At 66.7% G+C, this 16,841-nt stretch carries 14 protein-coding genes; 6 read left to right on the plus strand and 8 right to left on the minus strand.

Features of this window, described 5'->3' with window-relative positions; genetic code table 11:
• Window positions 1–44: 44 nt before the first annotated feature.
• Window positions 45–668 (plus strand): TetR/AcrR family transcriptional regulator, encoded by a 624-nt coding sequence (locus A5788_RS20980; protein ID WP_082937788.1) that lies wholly within the window; start codon window positions 45–47, stop codon window positions 666–668.
• Here the strand turns inward: A5788_RS20980 and A5788_RS20985 are convergent.
• From A5788_RS20985 to A5788_RS21010, 6 genes are all read right to left on the minus strand, one after another.
• Complete coding sequence (locus A5788_RS20985) at window positions 619–1,809, minus strand: M20 family metallopeptidase (RefSeq protein ID WP_064867365.1); 1,191 nt, start codon at window positions 1,807–1,809, stop codon at window positions 619–621. The two genes, A5788_RS20980 and A5788_RS20985, sit on opposite strands and share 50 nt — an antisense overlap.
• A 72-nt stretch (window positions 1,810–1,881) precedes the next feature.
• Entirely contained in the window at window positions 1,882–3,090 is a 1,209-nt protein-coding gene (locus tag A5788_RS20990; RefSeq protein WP_064867435.1) for an aminotransferase-like domain-containing protein, read from the minus strand.
• 19 nt (window positions 3,091–3,109) lie between these two features.
• Complete coding sequence (locus tag A5788_RS20995; protein ID WP_049699995.1) at window positions 3,110–4,303, minus strand: M24 family metallopeptidase; 1,194 nt, start codon at window positions 4,301–4,303, stop codon at window positions 3,110–3,112.
• Window positions 4,304–5,752 (minus strand): NAD-dependent succinate-semialdehyde dehydrogenase, encoded by a 1,449-nt coding sequence (locus A5788_RS21000; RefSeq protein WP_064867367.1) that lies wholly within the window; start codon window positions 5,750–5,752, stop codon window positions 4,304–4,306.
• Window positions 5,749–8,736, minus strand: a complete 2,988-nt coding sequence (locus A5788_RS21005) for an FAD-binding and (Fe-S)-binding domain-containing protein (RefSeq protein ID WP_064867369.1) — start codon at window positions 8,734–8,736, stop codon at window positions 5,749–5,751. Before A5788_RS21005 ends, A5788_RS21000 begins: the two co-directional genes overlap by 4 nt.
• A 9-nt stretch (window positions 8,737–8,745) precedes the next feature.
• Window positions 8,746–10,050, minus strand: a complete 1,305-nt coding sequence (locus tag A5788_RS21010; protein ID WP_064867371.1) for an aspartate aminotransferase family protein — start codon at window positions 10,048–10,050, stop codon at window positions 8,746–8,748.
• Window positions 10,051–10,139: 89 nt separating this feature from the next.
• On the opposite strand from A5788_RS21010, the gene A5788_RS21015 reads away from it, so the two are divergent.
• The 4 genes from A5788_RS21015 (at window position 10,140) to A5788_RS21035 (ending at window position 13,862) form a co-directional block, all read left to right on the plus strand.
• Window positions 10,140–11,153 carry a D-2-hydroxyacid dehydrogenase gene (locus A5788_RS21015; protein ID WP_156525575.1) on the plus strand — a complete coding sequence of 338 codons (1,014 nt, stop codon included), beginning with the start codon at window positions 10,140–10,142 and terminating at the stop codon, window positions 11,151–11,153.
• 372 nt (window positions 11,154–11,525) lie between these two features.
• Window positions 11,526–12,473, plus strand: coding sequence for a hypothetical protein (locus A5788_RS21025; protein ID WP_064867375.1), 948 nt, complete (start codon window positions 11,526–11,528; stop codon window positions 12,471–12,473).
• Window positions 12,474–12,553: 80 nt separating this feature from the next.
• Entirely contained in the window at window positions 12,554–13,132 is a 579-nt protein-coding gene (gene pyrE / locus A5788_RS21030; protein ID WP_064867377.1) for an orotate phosphoribosyltransferase, read from the plus strand.
• A 19-nt stretch (window positions 13,133–13,151) separates the two neighbouring features.
• On the plus strand, window positions 13,152–13,862 hold the full coding sequence (locus A5788_RS21035) for a TrmH family RNA methyltransferase (protein WP_064867439.1): 711 nt from the start codon (window positions 13,152–13,154) through the stop codon (window positions 13,860–13,862).
• Between the two features lie 9 nt (window positions 13,863–13,871).
• Here A5788_RS21035 and A5788_RS21040 read toward each other — a convergent pair whose 3' ends face one another.
• Window positions 13,872–14,609 (minus strand): DedA family protein, encoded by a 738-nt coding sequence (locus tag A5788_RS21040; protein ID WP_049699990.1) that lies wholly within the window; start codon window positions 14,607–14,609, stop codon window positions 13,872–13,874.
• 170 nt (window positions 14,610–14,779) lie between these two features.
• Window positions 14,780–15,508, minus strand: a complete 729-nt coding sequence (locus A5788_RS21045; protein WP_049699989.1) for a VTT domain-containing protein — start codon at window positions 15,506–15,508, stop codon at window positions 14,780–14,782.
• Between the two features lie 177 nt (window positions 15,509–15,685).
• Between A5788_RS21045 and fbaA the strand changes: the two genes are divergently transcribed.
• Complete coding sequence (gene fbaA, locus A5788_RS21050; protein WP_064867379.1) at window positions 15,686–16,720, plus strand: class II fructose-bisphosphate aldolase; 1,035 nt, start codon at window positions 15,686–15,688, stop codon at window positions 16,718–16,720.
• The last annotated feature ends 121 nt before the right edge of the window (window positions 16,721–16,841 follow it).

Here is a 16,841-nt window from a genome sequence, read left to right on the forward strand (position 1 = left end):
TGCTGACGGTCTCCGGCGGCTCAACCAGCGATAAGATGTCGCATATGTCGAGGCCCGAGTCGTATCACCACGGTGATCTCGCCGCAGCGCTGGTGCAGTCGGCGATCGAGTTGCTCAACGAGGACCGCTCTGCCGAGTTGTCGTTGCGCGCTGTCGCACGGCGCGCGGGCGTCTCACCCGCGGCGCCCTACCGGCACTTCGCCGACCGTGAGGCATTGGTCTCGAGCGTTGCTGCGGTGGGCTATCGCGAGCTGACTGCGCGGCTGAGAGCGGCGAGCGAGTCGCCGGCGAGCGTCGACGATGTAGCCGACATCGCCGTCGCGTACGTGCGGTTCGCGTTGGAGCGGTCGGGGTTGTTCCGCGCGATGTTCGCCGAGCGGTGCGACCCGACGAGCCCGGATCGGGTCGAGGCCGTCGAGGCGATCCATGAGTATTTGAATACCGTTGTCGCCGCAACGGTTTCGACGTCCGAGCCGGAAGAGGTTGCGACCGCGATGTGGGCGCTGGTGCACGGGCTGGCGTTCTTGTACCTCGGCGGAAAGTTCCCCGAAGGCTCTCCGGCTGAGGTCGACGCGCGGGTGCGTTCGACGGTGCGCGCTGTGCTCGGGGCGGGCGGCGTCAGCCGAGCAGTTCCAGCGCCACCAACGCGTAAGCCCGTGCGGCAGTGACCAGATCGTCGACCGCGACGGATTCGTCGGGCTGATGGGCCTGGGTGTTGATGTTGCCCGGACCGCAGACGATCGCCGGGATGCCGAGGTCGCGACTGACGAAACCGCCGTCGCACGCCGCGGTCCAGCCGCCGACGGACGTCTGGGCGTCGAGTGAGTTCAGCGCGTCGACGGTTGCGGTGACCAGTGTGTGGTCGGCAGGAGTCTCGAAGCCAGGCATCTCCATGGTGACCGCGACGTCGACCTCGATGCCGTCGGACTCGATGCCTGCGGCGGCGATGCGGCCGCGCAGCCATTCGGCGATGGCATCCGCACTCTCATCTGGCATCAGTCTGCGGTCGACGCCGAGTGCCGCCATCGGGGCGACAACGGAAATGCCTTGCCCGCCGCTCATCGTCCCCACGTTCCACGTACCCGAGCCGAGAAGACCTGCGGCGCCCGCGGTCATCGCCTCGTGGTCGGCCCGGATGATGTCGATGATCGACGCTGCCGCGTAGATCGCGCTGCGGCCGTCGTCGGGGCGACCGGAGTGGGCGGCCTTGCCCCGGATGTCGATTTCCAGATACGACGCCCCGCGACACCCGCGGACGACGACCAGATCGGTGGGTTCGGCGACGACGCAACCGATGAAGTCGCGGGAGGTGTCGGCGCGGGCCACCAGGTCGCGGACGCCCGCGCCGTGTTCCTCCTCGTCGACGGTGCAGACCAACTGCACCGGACCGGAGAGTCGTCCCTGCGCGGCCAGCGGCGCCAACGCCGACATCGCCTCGACGACCGAGGCCAATCCGCCCTTCATGTCGACGGTGCCGCGCCCGGTCAGCACGCCGTCGGACAACCGGGTGCGGTAGGGATCACCGGTCCAGCCAGGTCCGGCCGGGACGACGTCGGAGTGTCCGAGGAACATCAGTCCTGGCCCGTCGCCGCCGGGTAGCGTCGCGATGAGGTTGGGTCGGCCGGGCGTCACCTCATGGGTGGTGACGGTGAAACCAGCATCGCGGCAAGCGTTTTCGAGAACGGCGACAGCCTGAGCCTCGGTGCCGCCGGGGTTCTCACTCGGGGCGTCGACCAGAGCTCTGGTGAGCGCGACGATCTCGTCCGGACGGATCCGGGCCACCACCGCGTCGGACTCGCTCACCGTCACAGGGATTCCCTTCGTGGTCGTCGGCTAGGCAGTGCCAACGTCAACTGCCAAGCCGACCTCAGCTGTTCTGTGTCACCCTCTCGCAGACATCCTCTCGCAGCTTCCGGCGAGACGTCGAATTCCCTCGTCGATGCGCTCGGGCGTGCTCGATGCGAAGCACAGACGCAGGGCGTTGCGGAACCGGCCGGTCGGCGACAGCGCGGGGCCGGGGATGAACGCGACGCCGTCGGCGAGAGCGGTCTCGAACAGTTCGCGGGTGTCGATCTCGGCGAACTCGCCGCGCAGGGTCAGCCAAAGGAAGAAGCCGCCCTCGGGGTGCGTCGTCGACACGCGGTCGCCGAAATGGCGCTCCACCGAATCGAGCATTGCGTCCCTGCGTTCGCGGTAGAGAACCCGCAGGCCGGCGAGGTGATCCTCGAGTCCGCCGCGCGCGATGTATTCGGCGACGATGTGCTGGTTGGGCACGTTGGTGCAGGTGTCCATCGCCTGTTTGCCGTTGATGAGCAGTTGGCGCAGCGACGGGTCGGCGTCGACCCATCCGACCCGCCAGCCCGGCGCGAGGATCTTGGAGAACGTCCGCACCGAGAAGATCAGCGGATCGTGCGGCGACAGGGTCTGGAACGTCGGGACGTCGTCGCCGGAGAAGCGCAGGAGACCGTACGGGTCGTCGTCGATGATGACCGAGCCCCACTCGTGCGCCAGCCGCAGCAGCTCGCGTCGACGTTCCTCGGAGAGGGTGACGCCCGACGGGTTCTGGAACGTCGGGATCGTGTAGATCGCCTTGGGGGTGCGTCGGGTGCGGGAGACGAGGTCTTCGAGGGTGTCGACCTGCATGCCGTCGTCGTCGACGGGCACTTCGAGAAGCTGCGCGCCGTACGACAGCGCAGTGGCACTGCCGTTGGTGTACGTCGGTGATTCGACGACGACGAGGTCGCCCGGGTCGACGAACAGTTTGGACGCGAGGTCGAGGCCCTGCATGCCGCCGGTGGTGATGACGAGGCGATCGAGGCTCGACGGGTCGGGTGTGGTGGCGAGGTAGTCGACGAGAAGTTGCAGCAGCCGCGGTTCGCCCTCGGTGGCGCCGTAGGTGAACGACGAGTTGTCGAGGATCTCACCGGCGATCTGCCGGAACTCCGCGGCGGGGACGGCCTCGTCCGCGGGTGAGCCCATCGCGAAGCGCACGATGTCGTGCGTTTGCGAGGCCAGCAGGGACGTCGACGAATCGATCATCGAGCCGACGAGATCCTTCGCGCGTCCGGCAAGGGGGAGCGTGTAGTTCATGGTGGTCACTGCTGACACCTCATTTCCTGATCAGTTCCCGTGGGAACGCGGTGAAGGTTTCGACGCCCGTCGGGCTGACTCGTACCGACTCGGAGAGCTCGAAACCGTAGTCGTCCATCCACATTCCGCAGACGATGTGGAACGTCATGTTGGTTTCGAGGATGGTTTCGTCCTCGGTGCGGATGCTGATGGTGCGCTCACCCCAATCCGGCGGATAACCGATACCGATGGAATAGCCGAGGCGAGAGGGCTTTTCGAGACCGTACTTGGCGAGAGTCCAGTTCCAGGTCGACGCGAGCTCACGCGTGGCGACGCCGGGTTTGATCGCGTCGAGGACGTTGTTGAGGCCCTCTGCCGTTGCGCCCGCGACATAGTCGAGATCCTTCGACGGTGCGCTCAGCGCCACGGTGCGGGCGAGGGGACAGTGATACCGGTTGTGCGCACCGGACAATTCGACGACGACGGCCTCGTCGGGGGTGAAAGTGCCCTGGTGCCAAGTCAAATGGGGAGTGTCGGCGGCGGCACCGGTCGGCATCATCGGCACAATCGCGGGATAGTCGCCGCCGAACTGGTCGGTGCCGGTGATCTGTGCCTGTGAGATCGCTGCTGCCGCATCACATTGCCGCACACCGACATCGATGGTCTCGATGGCAGCCCGCATCGCCTCTGAACACACCATGCCGGCCTGTCGCATGAGCTGCACCTCGGCGTCGGATTTCACCGAGCGTACCCAGTTGACGAGTTCGAAGTTGTCGACGAGCTTCCACTCGGGGATGGCGTTGTGCAGTGCGCGATACGCCTTGGGCGAGAAGAAGTGTGAGTCCATCTCGAGTCCAACGGAGCCGCCCTTCGACGCCGGTGCGACCTGGTGACGTTGCCGCAGCGCCCACGCGACCCAGTCGAACGGATGCACGTGCGGGCGGTGTACGTAGCTCTCGGGATAGCCGACGATCTGCTCGTCGGGTAGCCAGGTGGTGCGGTGTGCGCCATGTGCGTCCATCTCGCGGGCGAAGAACAGCATCTCTCCGTCGATGGGGACGAACAGCATCTGCGGGGTGTAGAACGACCACGCGTTGTACCCGATGAGGTAGAAGATGTTCGCGGGGTCGGTGACGATGATCGCCGAAAGTCCTTGCAGATCCATCAGTTCGCGCACGCGGGTCAACCGCTGTCGGTACTCGCTGTCGGTGAAGAGTTGGGCGCCGAGATACACCTATCGCCTCCGTCGGATCGGGGTGGACGTGTAGGTGACGTCGAGGAACTCCTCGATGCCGAGACGTCCGCCCTCGCGGCCGAGGCCCGACTCCTTGATCCCCCCGAACGGGGCCGCGGGGTTGGAGACCAGACCCGTGTTGACCCCGACCATACCCACCGCGAGGCTCGACGAGATGGCGTCGAGCCGCTCGGCGTCGCGGCTGCAGACGTATCCGACAAGGCCGGCGGGCGTGCTGTTCGCGGCTGCGACCACGGTGTCGTCGGCCTCGATTCCTGAGCCGCCGAACGGGATCAGAGCCGCGACGGGACCGAAGATCTCGGTGCTCATGAGAGCGGATTCGGGGTGTACGTCGGTGAGGACCGTCGGCGGGTAGAAGTGGCCGGGGCCGTCGGGACGGGTGCCGCCGCACTGAAGCCATGCTCCGCGTCGAACGGCGTCGTCGACGAGCTCTTCGACCTTGTCGACGGCTTTGCGTTCGACGAGGGGGCCGACCTGGGTGCCTTCGGACATCCCGTCGCCGACGGTGAGTGTTGACATGCGTTGCGTGAGACCGCTTGCGAACTCGTCCATGACGTCACGATGCACGAAGATGCGATTGGCCGCAGTGCATGCCTGTCCCATGTTGCGCATCTTCGCGACCATCACGGCGTCGAGCGCGGTGTCGAGATCGGCGTCGTCGCAGACGATGAAGGGTGCGTTGCCGCCGAGCTCCATGGAGGTGCGCATCACCGTGTCGGCGGCCTGGCGTAGCAACAGCTTTCCCACCGCGGTGGAGCCGGTGAAGCTGACCTTGCGGGCGAGGCCCGACGACATCCACGCGCCGACGACGTCACCGGGATCGCTTGTGGTGACCACGTTCAGGACGCCGTCGGGCAGACCTGCCTCGCGGAGTACGTCGGCGAGGAGTAGCGAGGTCAACGGTGTCAGCTCTGCGGGCTTGAAGACCATGGTGCAGCCCGCGGCGATCGCGGGGCCGATCTTGCGTGTTCCCATCGCCAATGGGAAGTTCCACGGCGTGATCAGGATGCACGGGCCGACGGGACGATGCCGGACGACGACGCGGTTGTTGCCGTCCGGGGTGAGGAAGTGGTCGCCGCCGATGCGTACGGCCTCCTCGGCGAACCAGCGGAAGAACTCGGCGCCGTAGGCAACCTCCCCGCGCGCTTCGGGGTACGGCTTGCCCATCTCGGTGGTCATCAGGGTCGCGAACTCGTCGGTCCGCGCGGTGATGAGTTCGTATGCGCGGTAGAGGATCTCGCTGCGTGAGCGGGGACTGGTTGCTGCCCAGTCGGATTGGGCGTCGGCGGCACGACGGAGGGCGTCGAGCGCGTCGTCGGCGTTGCCGTCCGGGACCGACGTGATGACCTCGCCGGTCGCCGGATTCTCCACGTCGAAGCGACGTTGCGAGGCCGCGGGTGTCCAGGTTGTGTCGACGAGAAGTGTCATCGGAGTCCTTCCTCTGGTGATGGCTGTGCGCGGGGTAGTTCTTGTGCAAGGGGCAGCGCCTGTGCGAGCAGTTCGGCGAGGTGCTGCCCGTGGGCGTTGATGAGGGGGTCGGTGGCGGTCAGGTGGTCGACGCTCATCGCGCAGCTGAACCCGTCGGTGATGACCGGGGTTTCCGGCGCGGCTCGGAGCGCGGGCGCGAGGGCGTTCTCGGCCACCGCGACGCTGACCTCGTAGTGGCCCTTCTCGAAGCCGAAGTTGCCTGCGACGCCGCAGCATCCGTCGGCCGTGGTGACCTCGACGCCGAGCGACGCCAGTGCGGCCGTCGAGGCGTGCGCACCGAAGGCCGCGTACTCGTGGCAGTGGGTTTGGACCGTGACCGATTCGGGGAGGTCCGGGACCTGCAGCCCCGCGTCGACGAGTGTGGGCAGGTAGGCGGCGAAGCTCGTCACTCGCGCGGCGACACGATGTGCGGCGGGCGTGGTGATCAGTTCTGGTAGGTCCGTGCGCAGTGCGGCCGCGCAACTGGGTTCGGCGACGATGAGGGGGCGGTCGGTGCCGTCGTCGAGTTGATCAGCAGTGCGGGCCAGTACCTTTCGGGCGTGATCGAGCTGACCGGTCGAGATCCAGGTCAGGCCGCAACACACGTCGGCGCGGGTGGCGACGGTGTCGCCGCTGGCGGCCAGTACGCGTGCCGCGGCGGTTGCCACGTGCGGGCGGAATGCCTTGGTGAAGGTGTCGACGATCAGCACGACGTCGGCGTCGGCTGGTTGGTTGAGTGTGCTGAGTGCCGCGCGTCTGTCGCTGCGAGTGGTGAAGCGGGGCATGGAGCGTCGAGCGTCGAGGCCGCCTGCGCGAGCGGCGAGGCGTCGGGCGAGTGGAGCTTGCAGAACTCGATTCAGCAGTGGTGCAACGGAGGTCGCGACGGGAAGCCACGCGGGCATCCAGCCGAGGGAGTAGTGCGAGAGGGGTCGTAGCCGGCGTCGGTAGTGATGGGAGAGGAACTCGGACTTCAGTGACGCCATGTCGACGCCGGTGGGGCAGTCGCTCGAACATGCCTTGCACGACAGGCAGAGGTCGAGTGCGTCGGCGACATCGGCTGACTGCCAACCGGATTCGACGCTGGGTGCGGTACGGACCATGTCTTGTAGGACGCGTGCCCGGCCGCGCGTCGAGTCCTTCTCGTCGCGGGTCGCGCGATAGCTCGGGCACATCACCCCGCCACTGGTGGTGCGACAGCGACCGACACCGATGCAGCCCTGCACGGCGTGGATGAACGGATCGAGCCCGGCGTGTTCGGAGGGGTGCTCGGTGGAGTGCCACGGTCGGTTCGGAACGTCGGCGAGTGCGAGGTCGGCGGTGATGGGTGCGGGGTCGACGATGTTGCCCGGGTTGAGGACACCGGAGGGGTCCCAGATCCGCCGGAAGTCGTCAAAGGCGCGCAGCATCTCGGTGGAGTACATCAGCGGCAGCAGGGCTGATCGGGCGCGACCGTCGCCGTGCTCACCCGACAGCGAACCGCCATGAGCAACAACCAGTTCGGCGGCACGCGTGCAGAACCGCGACATCACCGCCCGACCCTGCTCGGTGCGCAGGTCGAAGGTGATCCGCACGTGCATGCAGCCCGCGCCGAAGTGCCCGTACAGCACGCCGGTGAGGTCGAATTCGTCGAGGAGTGCGGTGAAGTCCTGCAGGTAATCGGCGAGACGTTCTGGCGCTACGGCGGCGTCTTCCCAGCCGGGCCACGACTCGTGCGTCGTCGGAGCATCGCTCTCCGGATCGACGAGGCGCGCGGACAGGCCGGCACCGTCCTCGCGGACTCGCCACAGCCCGCGGCGTCGGGTCTCGTCGTCGACGAACGCGGCGTCGACCATGCGCCCTCGTGTGCGTAGGCGTTCGATCAGGCGTTTCGCGGTGGCGGGAACGTCGGATTCGGATTGCGCTGCGGCGCTCGCATTGTCGAGGTCGATGAAGAGCCAGGAGTCGCCGTCGGGGAGGCCCGCGACGGTGTCGGGTCCGCGCCGGGCGGCCATGGTGGCGACGATGCCGCGGTCGATGCCCTCAATGGCCGACGGCGCGAACGGGAGGATGTCGGGAACGTCGCGGGCGGCGTCGGCGACAGATCGGTAGCCGACGCAGACGAGCAACTGAGATGTCGGAGCCGCGACCAGTCGGACCGTGGCGCCGACGACGATCGCGCACGTGCCTTCGCTGCCCACGAGTGCGCGTGCGACATCGAATCCGTTCTCCGGCAACAGATGTGCCAGATGGTATCCCGACACCTGGCGGGGAATCTGTTCGAGTTGGGTGCGGAAGGCTGCGAGGTTGCGTGTGGTGAGGTCGGTGAGTTCGCGGGTGAGTTCGGCTGCTCGCGCGGTCGCTGCCGGATCATTCGGCAGTGTCGGTTCGATGCCCGATCTCGTTGCGGTCAATCGTAATCCGTCAGCGGTGACGAGATCGAGTGCCTCGACGTGGTCGGTGGTGCGGCCGTGGCGCACCGAGTGATTTCCACACGCGTCGTTACCGATCGCCCCACCGATGGTGGCGCGCGACGCCGACGACGGGTCGGGTGCGAAGGTCAGGCGGCCGCCGGTGGCGTTGCGCGCGGCCGCGGCAAGGTGTGTGAGCACGACGCCCGGGTCGACGTGGGCGGTCGACGCTTCGTCGTCGATGTGGTGGATACGCGTCATGCAGCGCGAGAAGTCGAGGATGACACCGTCGCCGATAGCGTTGCCCGCCATCGATGTTCCGCCACCGCGTGCGGTGAGGGGCGTCCCGAGGTGATGGCAGCAGGCTGCGATCCGAGCTACCTCGGCGGCGTCGCGGGGGAAGGTAACTGCCACTGGCTGAACCCGGTAATTGGATGCGTCGTAGGAGTATTCGGCACGACGACGCGACGAAGCGTCGACCTCGACGCCGAGCCGGGTGAGTTCGGTGACGATCGTCGGCGTGGGCGTCGTGGGAGTGGGTAGTGGATGTAAAGCCATCGCGAGCGGCTAGGGGCCGTCGTTGCGGGCGGCGACGTCGGACAGCGCTGCGCTGAATCGCTCGACGCCGGTCGCGATTTCGTGCTCGGTGACGACGAGGGCGGGAATCAAGCGGACCACGTTGGCCTCTGGTCCACAGGTGAGCGTCAGTAGTCCGTGTCGAGTGGTGGCCTGCTGGACGGCGAGAGCTGTTGCCGCGTGGGGTACCGGGGTGTCGCCGTCGCGGGAGACGAATTCGATGCCGACCATGAGGCCGAGACCGCGCACGTCGCCGATGGCGTCGTAATGGGAGGTGACAGAGCGGATTCCGGACAGAAGCTGTTCGCCCCGGACACGTGCGTTCTCGACGAGATCCTCGTCGTCGATGACATCGAGCGTCGCGATGGCTGCCGCAGCGGCGACGGCATTGCCGCCGTATGTTCCGCCCTGCGAGCCGGGCCACGCCTTGCTCATCAACTCCGTCGATGCGGCGATCGCGGAGATCGGGAAGCCCGACGCGAGTCCCTTTGCGGTGACGAGGATGTCGGGGGTGAGGTCGTCGGCGTGCTGATGTCCGCAGAACTTGCCCGTGCGGCCGAAACCGGCCTGCACCTCGTCGATGACGAGCAGGATGCCGTGGCGGTCGGCGCGTTCGCGGAGCCCTGCGAGGAAGCGTGGCGGCGTCGGGAGGTATCCGCCGTCGCCGAGGACGGGTTCGATCAGGAATGCGGCGGTGTCGTTCGGCGCAACGCGGGATGCGAGCAGATAGTCGAGTTCCTTGAGCGCGAAATCGATTGCGGCGTCGTCATTCCAGCCGTAGCGGTACGCGTAGGGAAACGGCGCCATGTGCACGCCGCCCATGAGGGGTGAGAAGCCCGCGGAGAATCGGGTGCCCGCGGTGGTGAGGCTCGCGGCGGCGACGGTGCGCCCGTGAAATCCGCCCTGGAACACGATGATGTTGGGCTTCGCGGTTGCCATGCGGGCCAGGCGCACCGCTGCCTCGACGGCCTCCGACCCGGAGTTCGCATAGAAGACGGAGTCGAGCCCGAGTGGGAGGACTGCGCCGAGCTTCTCGGTGAGTTCGAGCAGCGGCTGATGCATCACCGTCGTGTACTGCGCGTGGATGATCTTCGTGCACTGCTCCTGAGCTGCGGCGACGACCCTCGGGTGGCAGTGGCCGGTGCTGGTGACCCCGATGCCGGTGGTGAAGTCGAGGTAGCTGTTTCCGTCGGTTCCGTGAATCCACGAGCCGAGTGCGTGATCGACGACGACGGGCGTCGCCTGCTTGAGGATCGGCGACAGCGACGCGGTCTGAGGCGTTGCGGCGAGGGTCATGGGTACACGGTGTACTCAGATCGTCGGATTGTCAACAATTAGACAGGGTGCTGTGTCCGGTGGGTGCGTACACGGATACGGTGGCGGGTGTGACGTCCACCAAGCCGCAACTTGTTCTCCTCGGCGCCGACGACGCGCCGGGTCCCTACAACCTCGCTGACCTCGAGGCGCTCGCCGACGTGCGGCAGTGCACTGTCGAGACCTTGCCGCAGGTGCTGCCGGGCGCCGATGTTCTCGTCGTGTGGGACTTCTTCTCCCGCGCGCTGCGCGACAACTGGGGCGCCGCAACACAATCGCTGCGCTGGGTGCACGTCTGCGCCGCGGGCGTCGATTCGCTGCTGTTCGACGAGCTCGCCGACTCCGACATCGTGGTGACCAACGCACACGGCGTCTTCGACCAACCGATCGCGGAGTTCGTGCTGGCGTCGATCCTGGCGCGGGACAAGCGCTTACACGAATCGGCGCGCCTGCAGTCGGCGCACGACTGGGTGTGGCGCGAGACGACGCGGACCGCGGGGTCGTCGGTGTTGGTCATCGGGACCGGCGGGATCGGACGCGCGATTGCGCGGCTGCTGCGCGCCGTCGGGATGCGCGTGACCGGCGCCGGGCGCACGGCACGTCACGACGATCCCGACTTCGGCGAGGTGCGTGTGACCGACGAATTGAGCACGTACGTCGGCGAATTCGACAACGTCGTCGTCGTGGCGCCGCTCACTGCGCAGACCGAGGGCATGATCGACGCGTCGGTGCTGTCGGCGATGCGTTCCGACGCGCACCTTGTCAACGTCGGAAGGGGAAGGCTCGTCGACGAGGAGGCGCTGGCCGACGCGCTGCGCAGCGGCGGGATCGGCGCGGCGTCGCTCGATGTCTTCGTCACCGAACCGCTGCCAGACGACAGCCCCCTGTGGGACTTCGACAACGTCGCGATCTCGGCGCATATGAGCGGCGACGTCGTGGGGTGGCGCGACGAGCTCGCCGATCAGGTGCTCGACAATCTGCGGCGGTACGTCGAGGCTGGGCGCGAGGCCGGCGGCGAGGAGTTGTCGACGGCGCTGCGGAACGTCGTCGACAAGCGGCGGGGGTACGTGGCGTCGGGGAGGTGATCTCGACAAGCTCGATCAGCGGGGGTTGGCTCGATCAGCGGGGATTTTCCGCTGGTTGAGCAGGCCGCGAGCGTAGCGAGCTGCCGTGTCGAAACCACGGTGCGCCCGTGCTGGTGGGCTCGGTCGGTGATCTCGACAAGCTCGATCAGCGGGGGTTTGGCTCGATCGGTGATCTCGACAAGCTCGATCAGCGGAGCGGGGCTCGATCGGCGAGGGGCGGCTCGATCAGCGAGGGGGCGCTCGATCGGCGGGTGGTGATCTCGACAGGCTCGATCAGCGGGGTGGGCTCGATCAGCGGTTGGGTGGGGCGCGCTCGATCAGCAGCGAGGCATTCTCGATCAGCGGCGTGCCCCTGAAGTAGGCTGTAGCGCGATGACCATCGTCTATTTCGTGATCGCAGCCGTGGCGCTGGCCGGTGCGGCGGCCCTGCTGTGGCTCGACCGCAAGCGTTCCAGCGGCACCCGCCACCAGCGTGCCGTGTGGGGTGATGCCCACGACTTCTCCTACCGTGCCTCAGATACCAAGCTGCGCAAGGTGTTCCACCGCGCGACGATGAACGTTCCCGACAGCGTCGGGGTTCAAGATGTCGCATACGGAGTTTATGGCGGTGCCGAGGCTGTCGTCTTCGACCTCGCTGATACCGCAACCGTGATCGCGGTGCGTCGTAACGCGCCGTCGAACGTGATCGTCGACCTTCGCCACGAGGATGTGCTCGCGCCCGCGGAGGACGACGTCGAACTGCTCGGTGCGATGGGTCCGCGTGTCATGTTCTCCAATGACCTCGACGTCGCACGACGGGTGTGCGACCGGAGGATGGTCGCGCTGGCCAACAACGCGCCGTCGTACGTCGAGGTGCTGTGGGACGAAGGCAACTGGGCGCTCGGTTCGATGCCGTTGACCGATGACGCGACCAAGCTCGACACGGGACTCGAAGTGGTTCGACGCTTCGCTGACCTGCTGCGTGTACTCCCGCCGGTGCAGGACCCCCAGGATCCGCCGGACCCGCGTGATCCGCACGGGCCGACGCGCGAAGAGTTTGCCGACGAGAAGACCGAGTCGATGCGCGACAAGGAACGTCGGGCGCGCATTCAGGCGCAGGAGGCAGCAGCTCCCGCGACGCGCCGTCAACCGCCACCCCAGAACCAGCAACCACAGAACCAGCCACCACAGGCCGAGCAACCGCAGAGCGAGACCGGAGCCAGGCGCGCGTCGACGCCGTCGACCGGCCGCGGCATGACCCCGATGCCGGTGCGGCGGTCACGCAGCGCGCAGCCGCCCGAGACGGGTGAACGCTCCAATCGGCATCATCGTCGTGACTGAGTGTTTCACGCAGTTTTCGAGACACAAGCAGCCATCGAGACATCCCACCGCGACGCACGAGCAGGAAGAGTGAGCCGACTGTGACCTCCTCAACGCCCTCCGCATCCGCGACCCCCGAGGTCGACGGCGACGCCCGCGCGGCGCTCGCGCGACTCGTCGCCGAACTGTCTGTGGTGCACGGCAAGGTGACGTTGTCGTCGGGACGTGAAGCCGACTACTACGTCGACCTGCGACGCGCCACGCTGCATCACGAGGCGTCGCCGCTGATCGGCAAGCTCATGCGACAGCTCACCGCCGACTGGGGATACCAGTCGGTCGGCGGGTTGACGTTGGGTGCCGACCCGGTTGCGACCGCGATCATGCACGCGCCCGGACGCCCCATCGACGCATTCGTGGTGCGCAAGGCGGCCAAGGCGCACGGAATGCAGCGTCAGGTGGAGGGCCCGGACATCGCAGGCAAAGCGGTGCTGATCGTCGAGGACACCAGCACCACGGGCAATTCGCCGGCAACCGCTGTGGCGGCTGCGCGCGAGGCCGGAGCTGTCGTGGTGGGTGTTGCGACCGTCGTCGATCGCGCAACCGGCGCCGACGACGTGATCACGAAACTCGGTGTGCCGTACCGATCTCTCCTCGGCCTCGCCGACATCGGGCTTGCCTGAGGCGATGTCGACCGGCGGCATGTCGCCAGAGGGATCTGGGCCACCCGAGGGATCTGACTCGCCCGAGGGTTCGGACGTACCCGGACCCACCGAATGGCAGGCACGGCCCGCCGTCGGAGTGGGGCCGTGGGACGTCGAACGGGATGGTCGAATCCCCGACGATCCGCGCTACGACCCGGAACTGCTCGCCGAGGGTGATACCCGGAATGTCGTTGATGCATACCGGTATTGGCGCCGCGAGGCGATCGTCGATGACATCGACGCGCGTCGACACCCGTTTCATGTCGCCATCGAGAACTTCGCGCACGACGCCAACATCGGGACCGTGGTGCGGACCGCGAATGCGTTTGCCGCGTCGGCGGTGCACATCGTCGGACGACGCCGCTGGAATCGTCGCGGAGCAATGGTGACCGATCGCTATCAGCATCTGCTGCACCATGATTCGGTGTCGGAGCTGATGACGTGGGCGCGCGACAACGGTCTCGCCGTGGTCGCCGTCGACAACACTCCGGGGTCGGTACCGCTGGAAACCGCTGATCTCCCACGAGAATGCGTACTGCTCTTCGGTCAGGAGGGGCCCGGCGTCAGTGACGACGCACAAGCGCAGGCGGACCTGGCGGTGTCGATCGCGCAGTTCGGATCAACACGGAGCATCAACGCCGGGGTAGCGGCGGGAATCGCCATGCACGCGTGGATTCGGCAACACGCCGACCTCGACGACGCGTGGTGACGCCAGGCGTCAGACGTTGTCGGAGGAGTGCGGATCGGCCGTGGCCGTCGCCTCCGAGGTCGCGACGGCATCGGTCGCGACCTTCTTCGCGGCGCGTCGTCGGCGATACCACTCGATGAGCATCGGGGCGATCGACAGGATGACGATCAGGATGAAGATCGGCTCGATGAGCTTCTGCACCACCTCGAACCGGCCGAGCCAGTAGCCGAGCAGAACGATGCCGGCACCCCAGACGATGGCTCCGATCACGTTGTAGAGCGCGAACACCGACCACTTCATGCGCGCGGCGCCGGCGACGATGGGAGCGATGGTGCGCACGATGGGCACGAAGCGGGCCAGGAAAATGGTGATCGGGCCGTGCTTGTCGAAGAACTCCTGCGCCTCGATGAGATAGCGCTCCTTGAGGAACCGGGCATCGGGTTTGAACATCTCGGTCCCGATGAATCGGCCGATCCAATAACCCACCTGACCGCCGAGGATCGCGGCGATCGGCACGAAGACCAACAGCTGCCATAGCGACGCGAACTGGTCGATGCCGTCCTTGCCACCTGCCGCGACCACCATGCCCGCGACGAACAGCAGCGAGTCACCGGGGAGGACCGGGAACAGCACACCCGACTCGATGAAGACGACCAGGAGCAGCCCCCAGAACGCCCAGGCGCCGAACCAGCTCAGCACGTTGATGGGGTCGAGAATGCCGGGGAGAGCGACCACGGTGGTCGTATGGGCAAGTGCGGTGTCGATCACGGGTCACCAGGCTACTTGGCGAAGCTGTCCGAGAGCTAATGAGTGGCTGTCAGAAGCGGCCGTGCCCGGCGTGCAGTGCCGAATGTGGCGCAGCCCCCATCGGGGGAGCGCTACACCGCGGTGTCCACTATGTCCGCTACGCGGCGGTGTCTATGCGCGGGGGCGGTGTCCTATGCGCGCTCCGCGGCGTCGACCTTCTCTTCGACGACGGGTTGGCGGGAACGTCGCCAGCGCTTGACCACCTCGGAGATGATCGGGAGCACCGAGATGAAGACGATCAGCAGGAAGATCACGTCGACGTTGTCGCGAATGAACGCGATCTGGCCGAGGAAGTATCCCAGGAGCGTCACGCCTGCACCCCAGACGACCGCGCCGATCGCGTTGTAGGCGAGGAACGTGGAGTAGCGCATCTTTGCAGCTCCGGCGACCAGCGGTGCATAGGTGCGCACGATCGGCACGAAGCGCGCCAGGAAGATGGTGATGGGGCCGTGCTTCTCGAAGAACTCGTGGGCCTCGACGATGTAGGACTGCTTCAAGATGCGGGCGTCCGGCTTGAACAGGGAGTACCCGAGTCTGTTGCCGATGAGGTACCCGACCTGGTCGCCGAGGAACGCCGCGATCGGAATGGTCACCAGCAGCACCCACAGTGGGGCGAACGGCTCGATGTCGGCCGACTTCGCAGCCACGATCAGGCCCGCGGTGAAGAGCAGTGAGTCGCCTGGGAGTAGCGGGAAGAGCAGTCCTGACTCGATGAAGACCACCAACAGCAGTCCGGCGAGAATCCAGGTGCCGAAGGAGTTCAGCAGGTTGACGGGGTCGAGGAAGCCGGGGAGAAGGGCGAGGTCGGTCGTCGTTGCTGCGAGAACGGGGGCTGTGGCGTCGAGAACAGAGGCGGTCACGGCTCCGAGGGTAGCGGAAACGGACAAAGCGTCCTATTCGCGCGCGGGCGCAGGTGTCGACGCGGAGGTTTAGACGCAGGTGAGAGCGTCCTGCACACGCTGGAGTGGCACTTGCCATACTGAGGGGGACTCAACAGAGCTCGAAGTGTGAGATCCCACCCGGTTGGAGGACGTGACATGCCCATTGCAGCCCCAGAGCAGTACGCCGAGATGTACGCGAAGGCGAAGGAGGGTGGCTACGCATTTCCCGCGATCAACTGCACCTCGTCGTCGACGATCAATGCGGCCATCAAGGGCTTCGCCGATGCCGGGAGCGACGGCATCATCCAGTTCTCCACCGGTGGGGCCGAGTTCGGCTCGGGCCTCGGCGTCAAGGACATGGTGACGGGCGCGGTTGCGCTCGCCGAGTTCGCGCACGTGGTGGCCGCCAAGTACGACGTGACGATCGCGCTGCACACCGACCACTGTCCCAAGGACAAGCTCGACACCTACGTGCGTCCGCTGCTCGCGATCTCCCAGGAGCGCGTCGACGCCGGCAAGAATCCGCTGTTCCAGTCGCATATGTGGGACGGCAGCGCTGTGCCGATCGACGAGAACCTCGAGATCGCGCAGGAACTGCTCGTCAAGGCGGCTGCGGCGAAGATCATCCTCGAGGTCGAGATCGGCGTCGTCGGTGGTGAAGAAGACGGTGTCGAGGCGGAGATCAACGACAAGCTCTACACCTCGGCCGAGGACTTCGAGAAGACCGTCGACGCGCTCGGCGCAGGTGAGAAGGGCAAGTACCTGCTCGCCGCCACCTTCGGCAACGTGCACGGCGTCTACAAGCCGGGCAACGTGAAGCTGCGCCCCGACGTGCTCAAGCTGGGCCAGGACGTCGCGAGCAAGAAGCTCGGTCTGCCTGAGGGCTCCAAGCCGTTCGACTTCGTGTTCCACGGCGGATCGGGCTCGCTCAAGAGCGAGATCGAGGAAGCGCTCACGTACGGCGTCGTCAAGATGAACGTCGACACCGACACCCAGTACGCCTACACCCGACCGATCGCCGGGCACATGTTCAGCAACTACGACGGCGTGCTGAAGGTCGACGGCGAGGTCGGCAACAAGAAGGCCTACGACCCGCGCGTCTGGTCGAAGAAGGCTGAGACCAACATGTCCGAGCGCGTTGTCGAGGCATGCGACGACCTGAAGTCGAACGGCAAGTCGATCAGCGCCTGACGTTTCACGCCTGAACTTCGCACGCAGACCACCGCGCGCCCCCTCTCGGTTCGGGAGGGGGCGCGCGGTGCTTGTGTCGGAATGGCGGGAAAAGGGCGTGCTGGGTCGCGAGTTGCGGTTG

This window comes from Gordonia sp. 852002-50816_SCH5313054-c, from assembly GCF_001665925.1.
Lineage (GTDB): Bacteria > Actinomycetota > Actinomycetes > Mycobacteriales > Mycobacteriaceae > Gordonia > Gordonia jacobaea.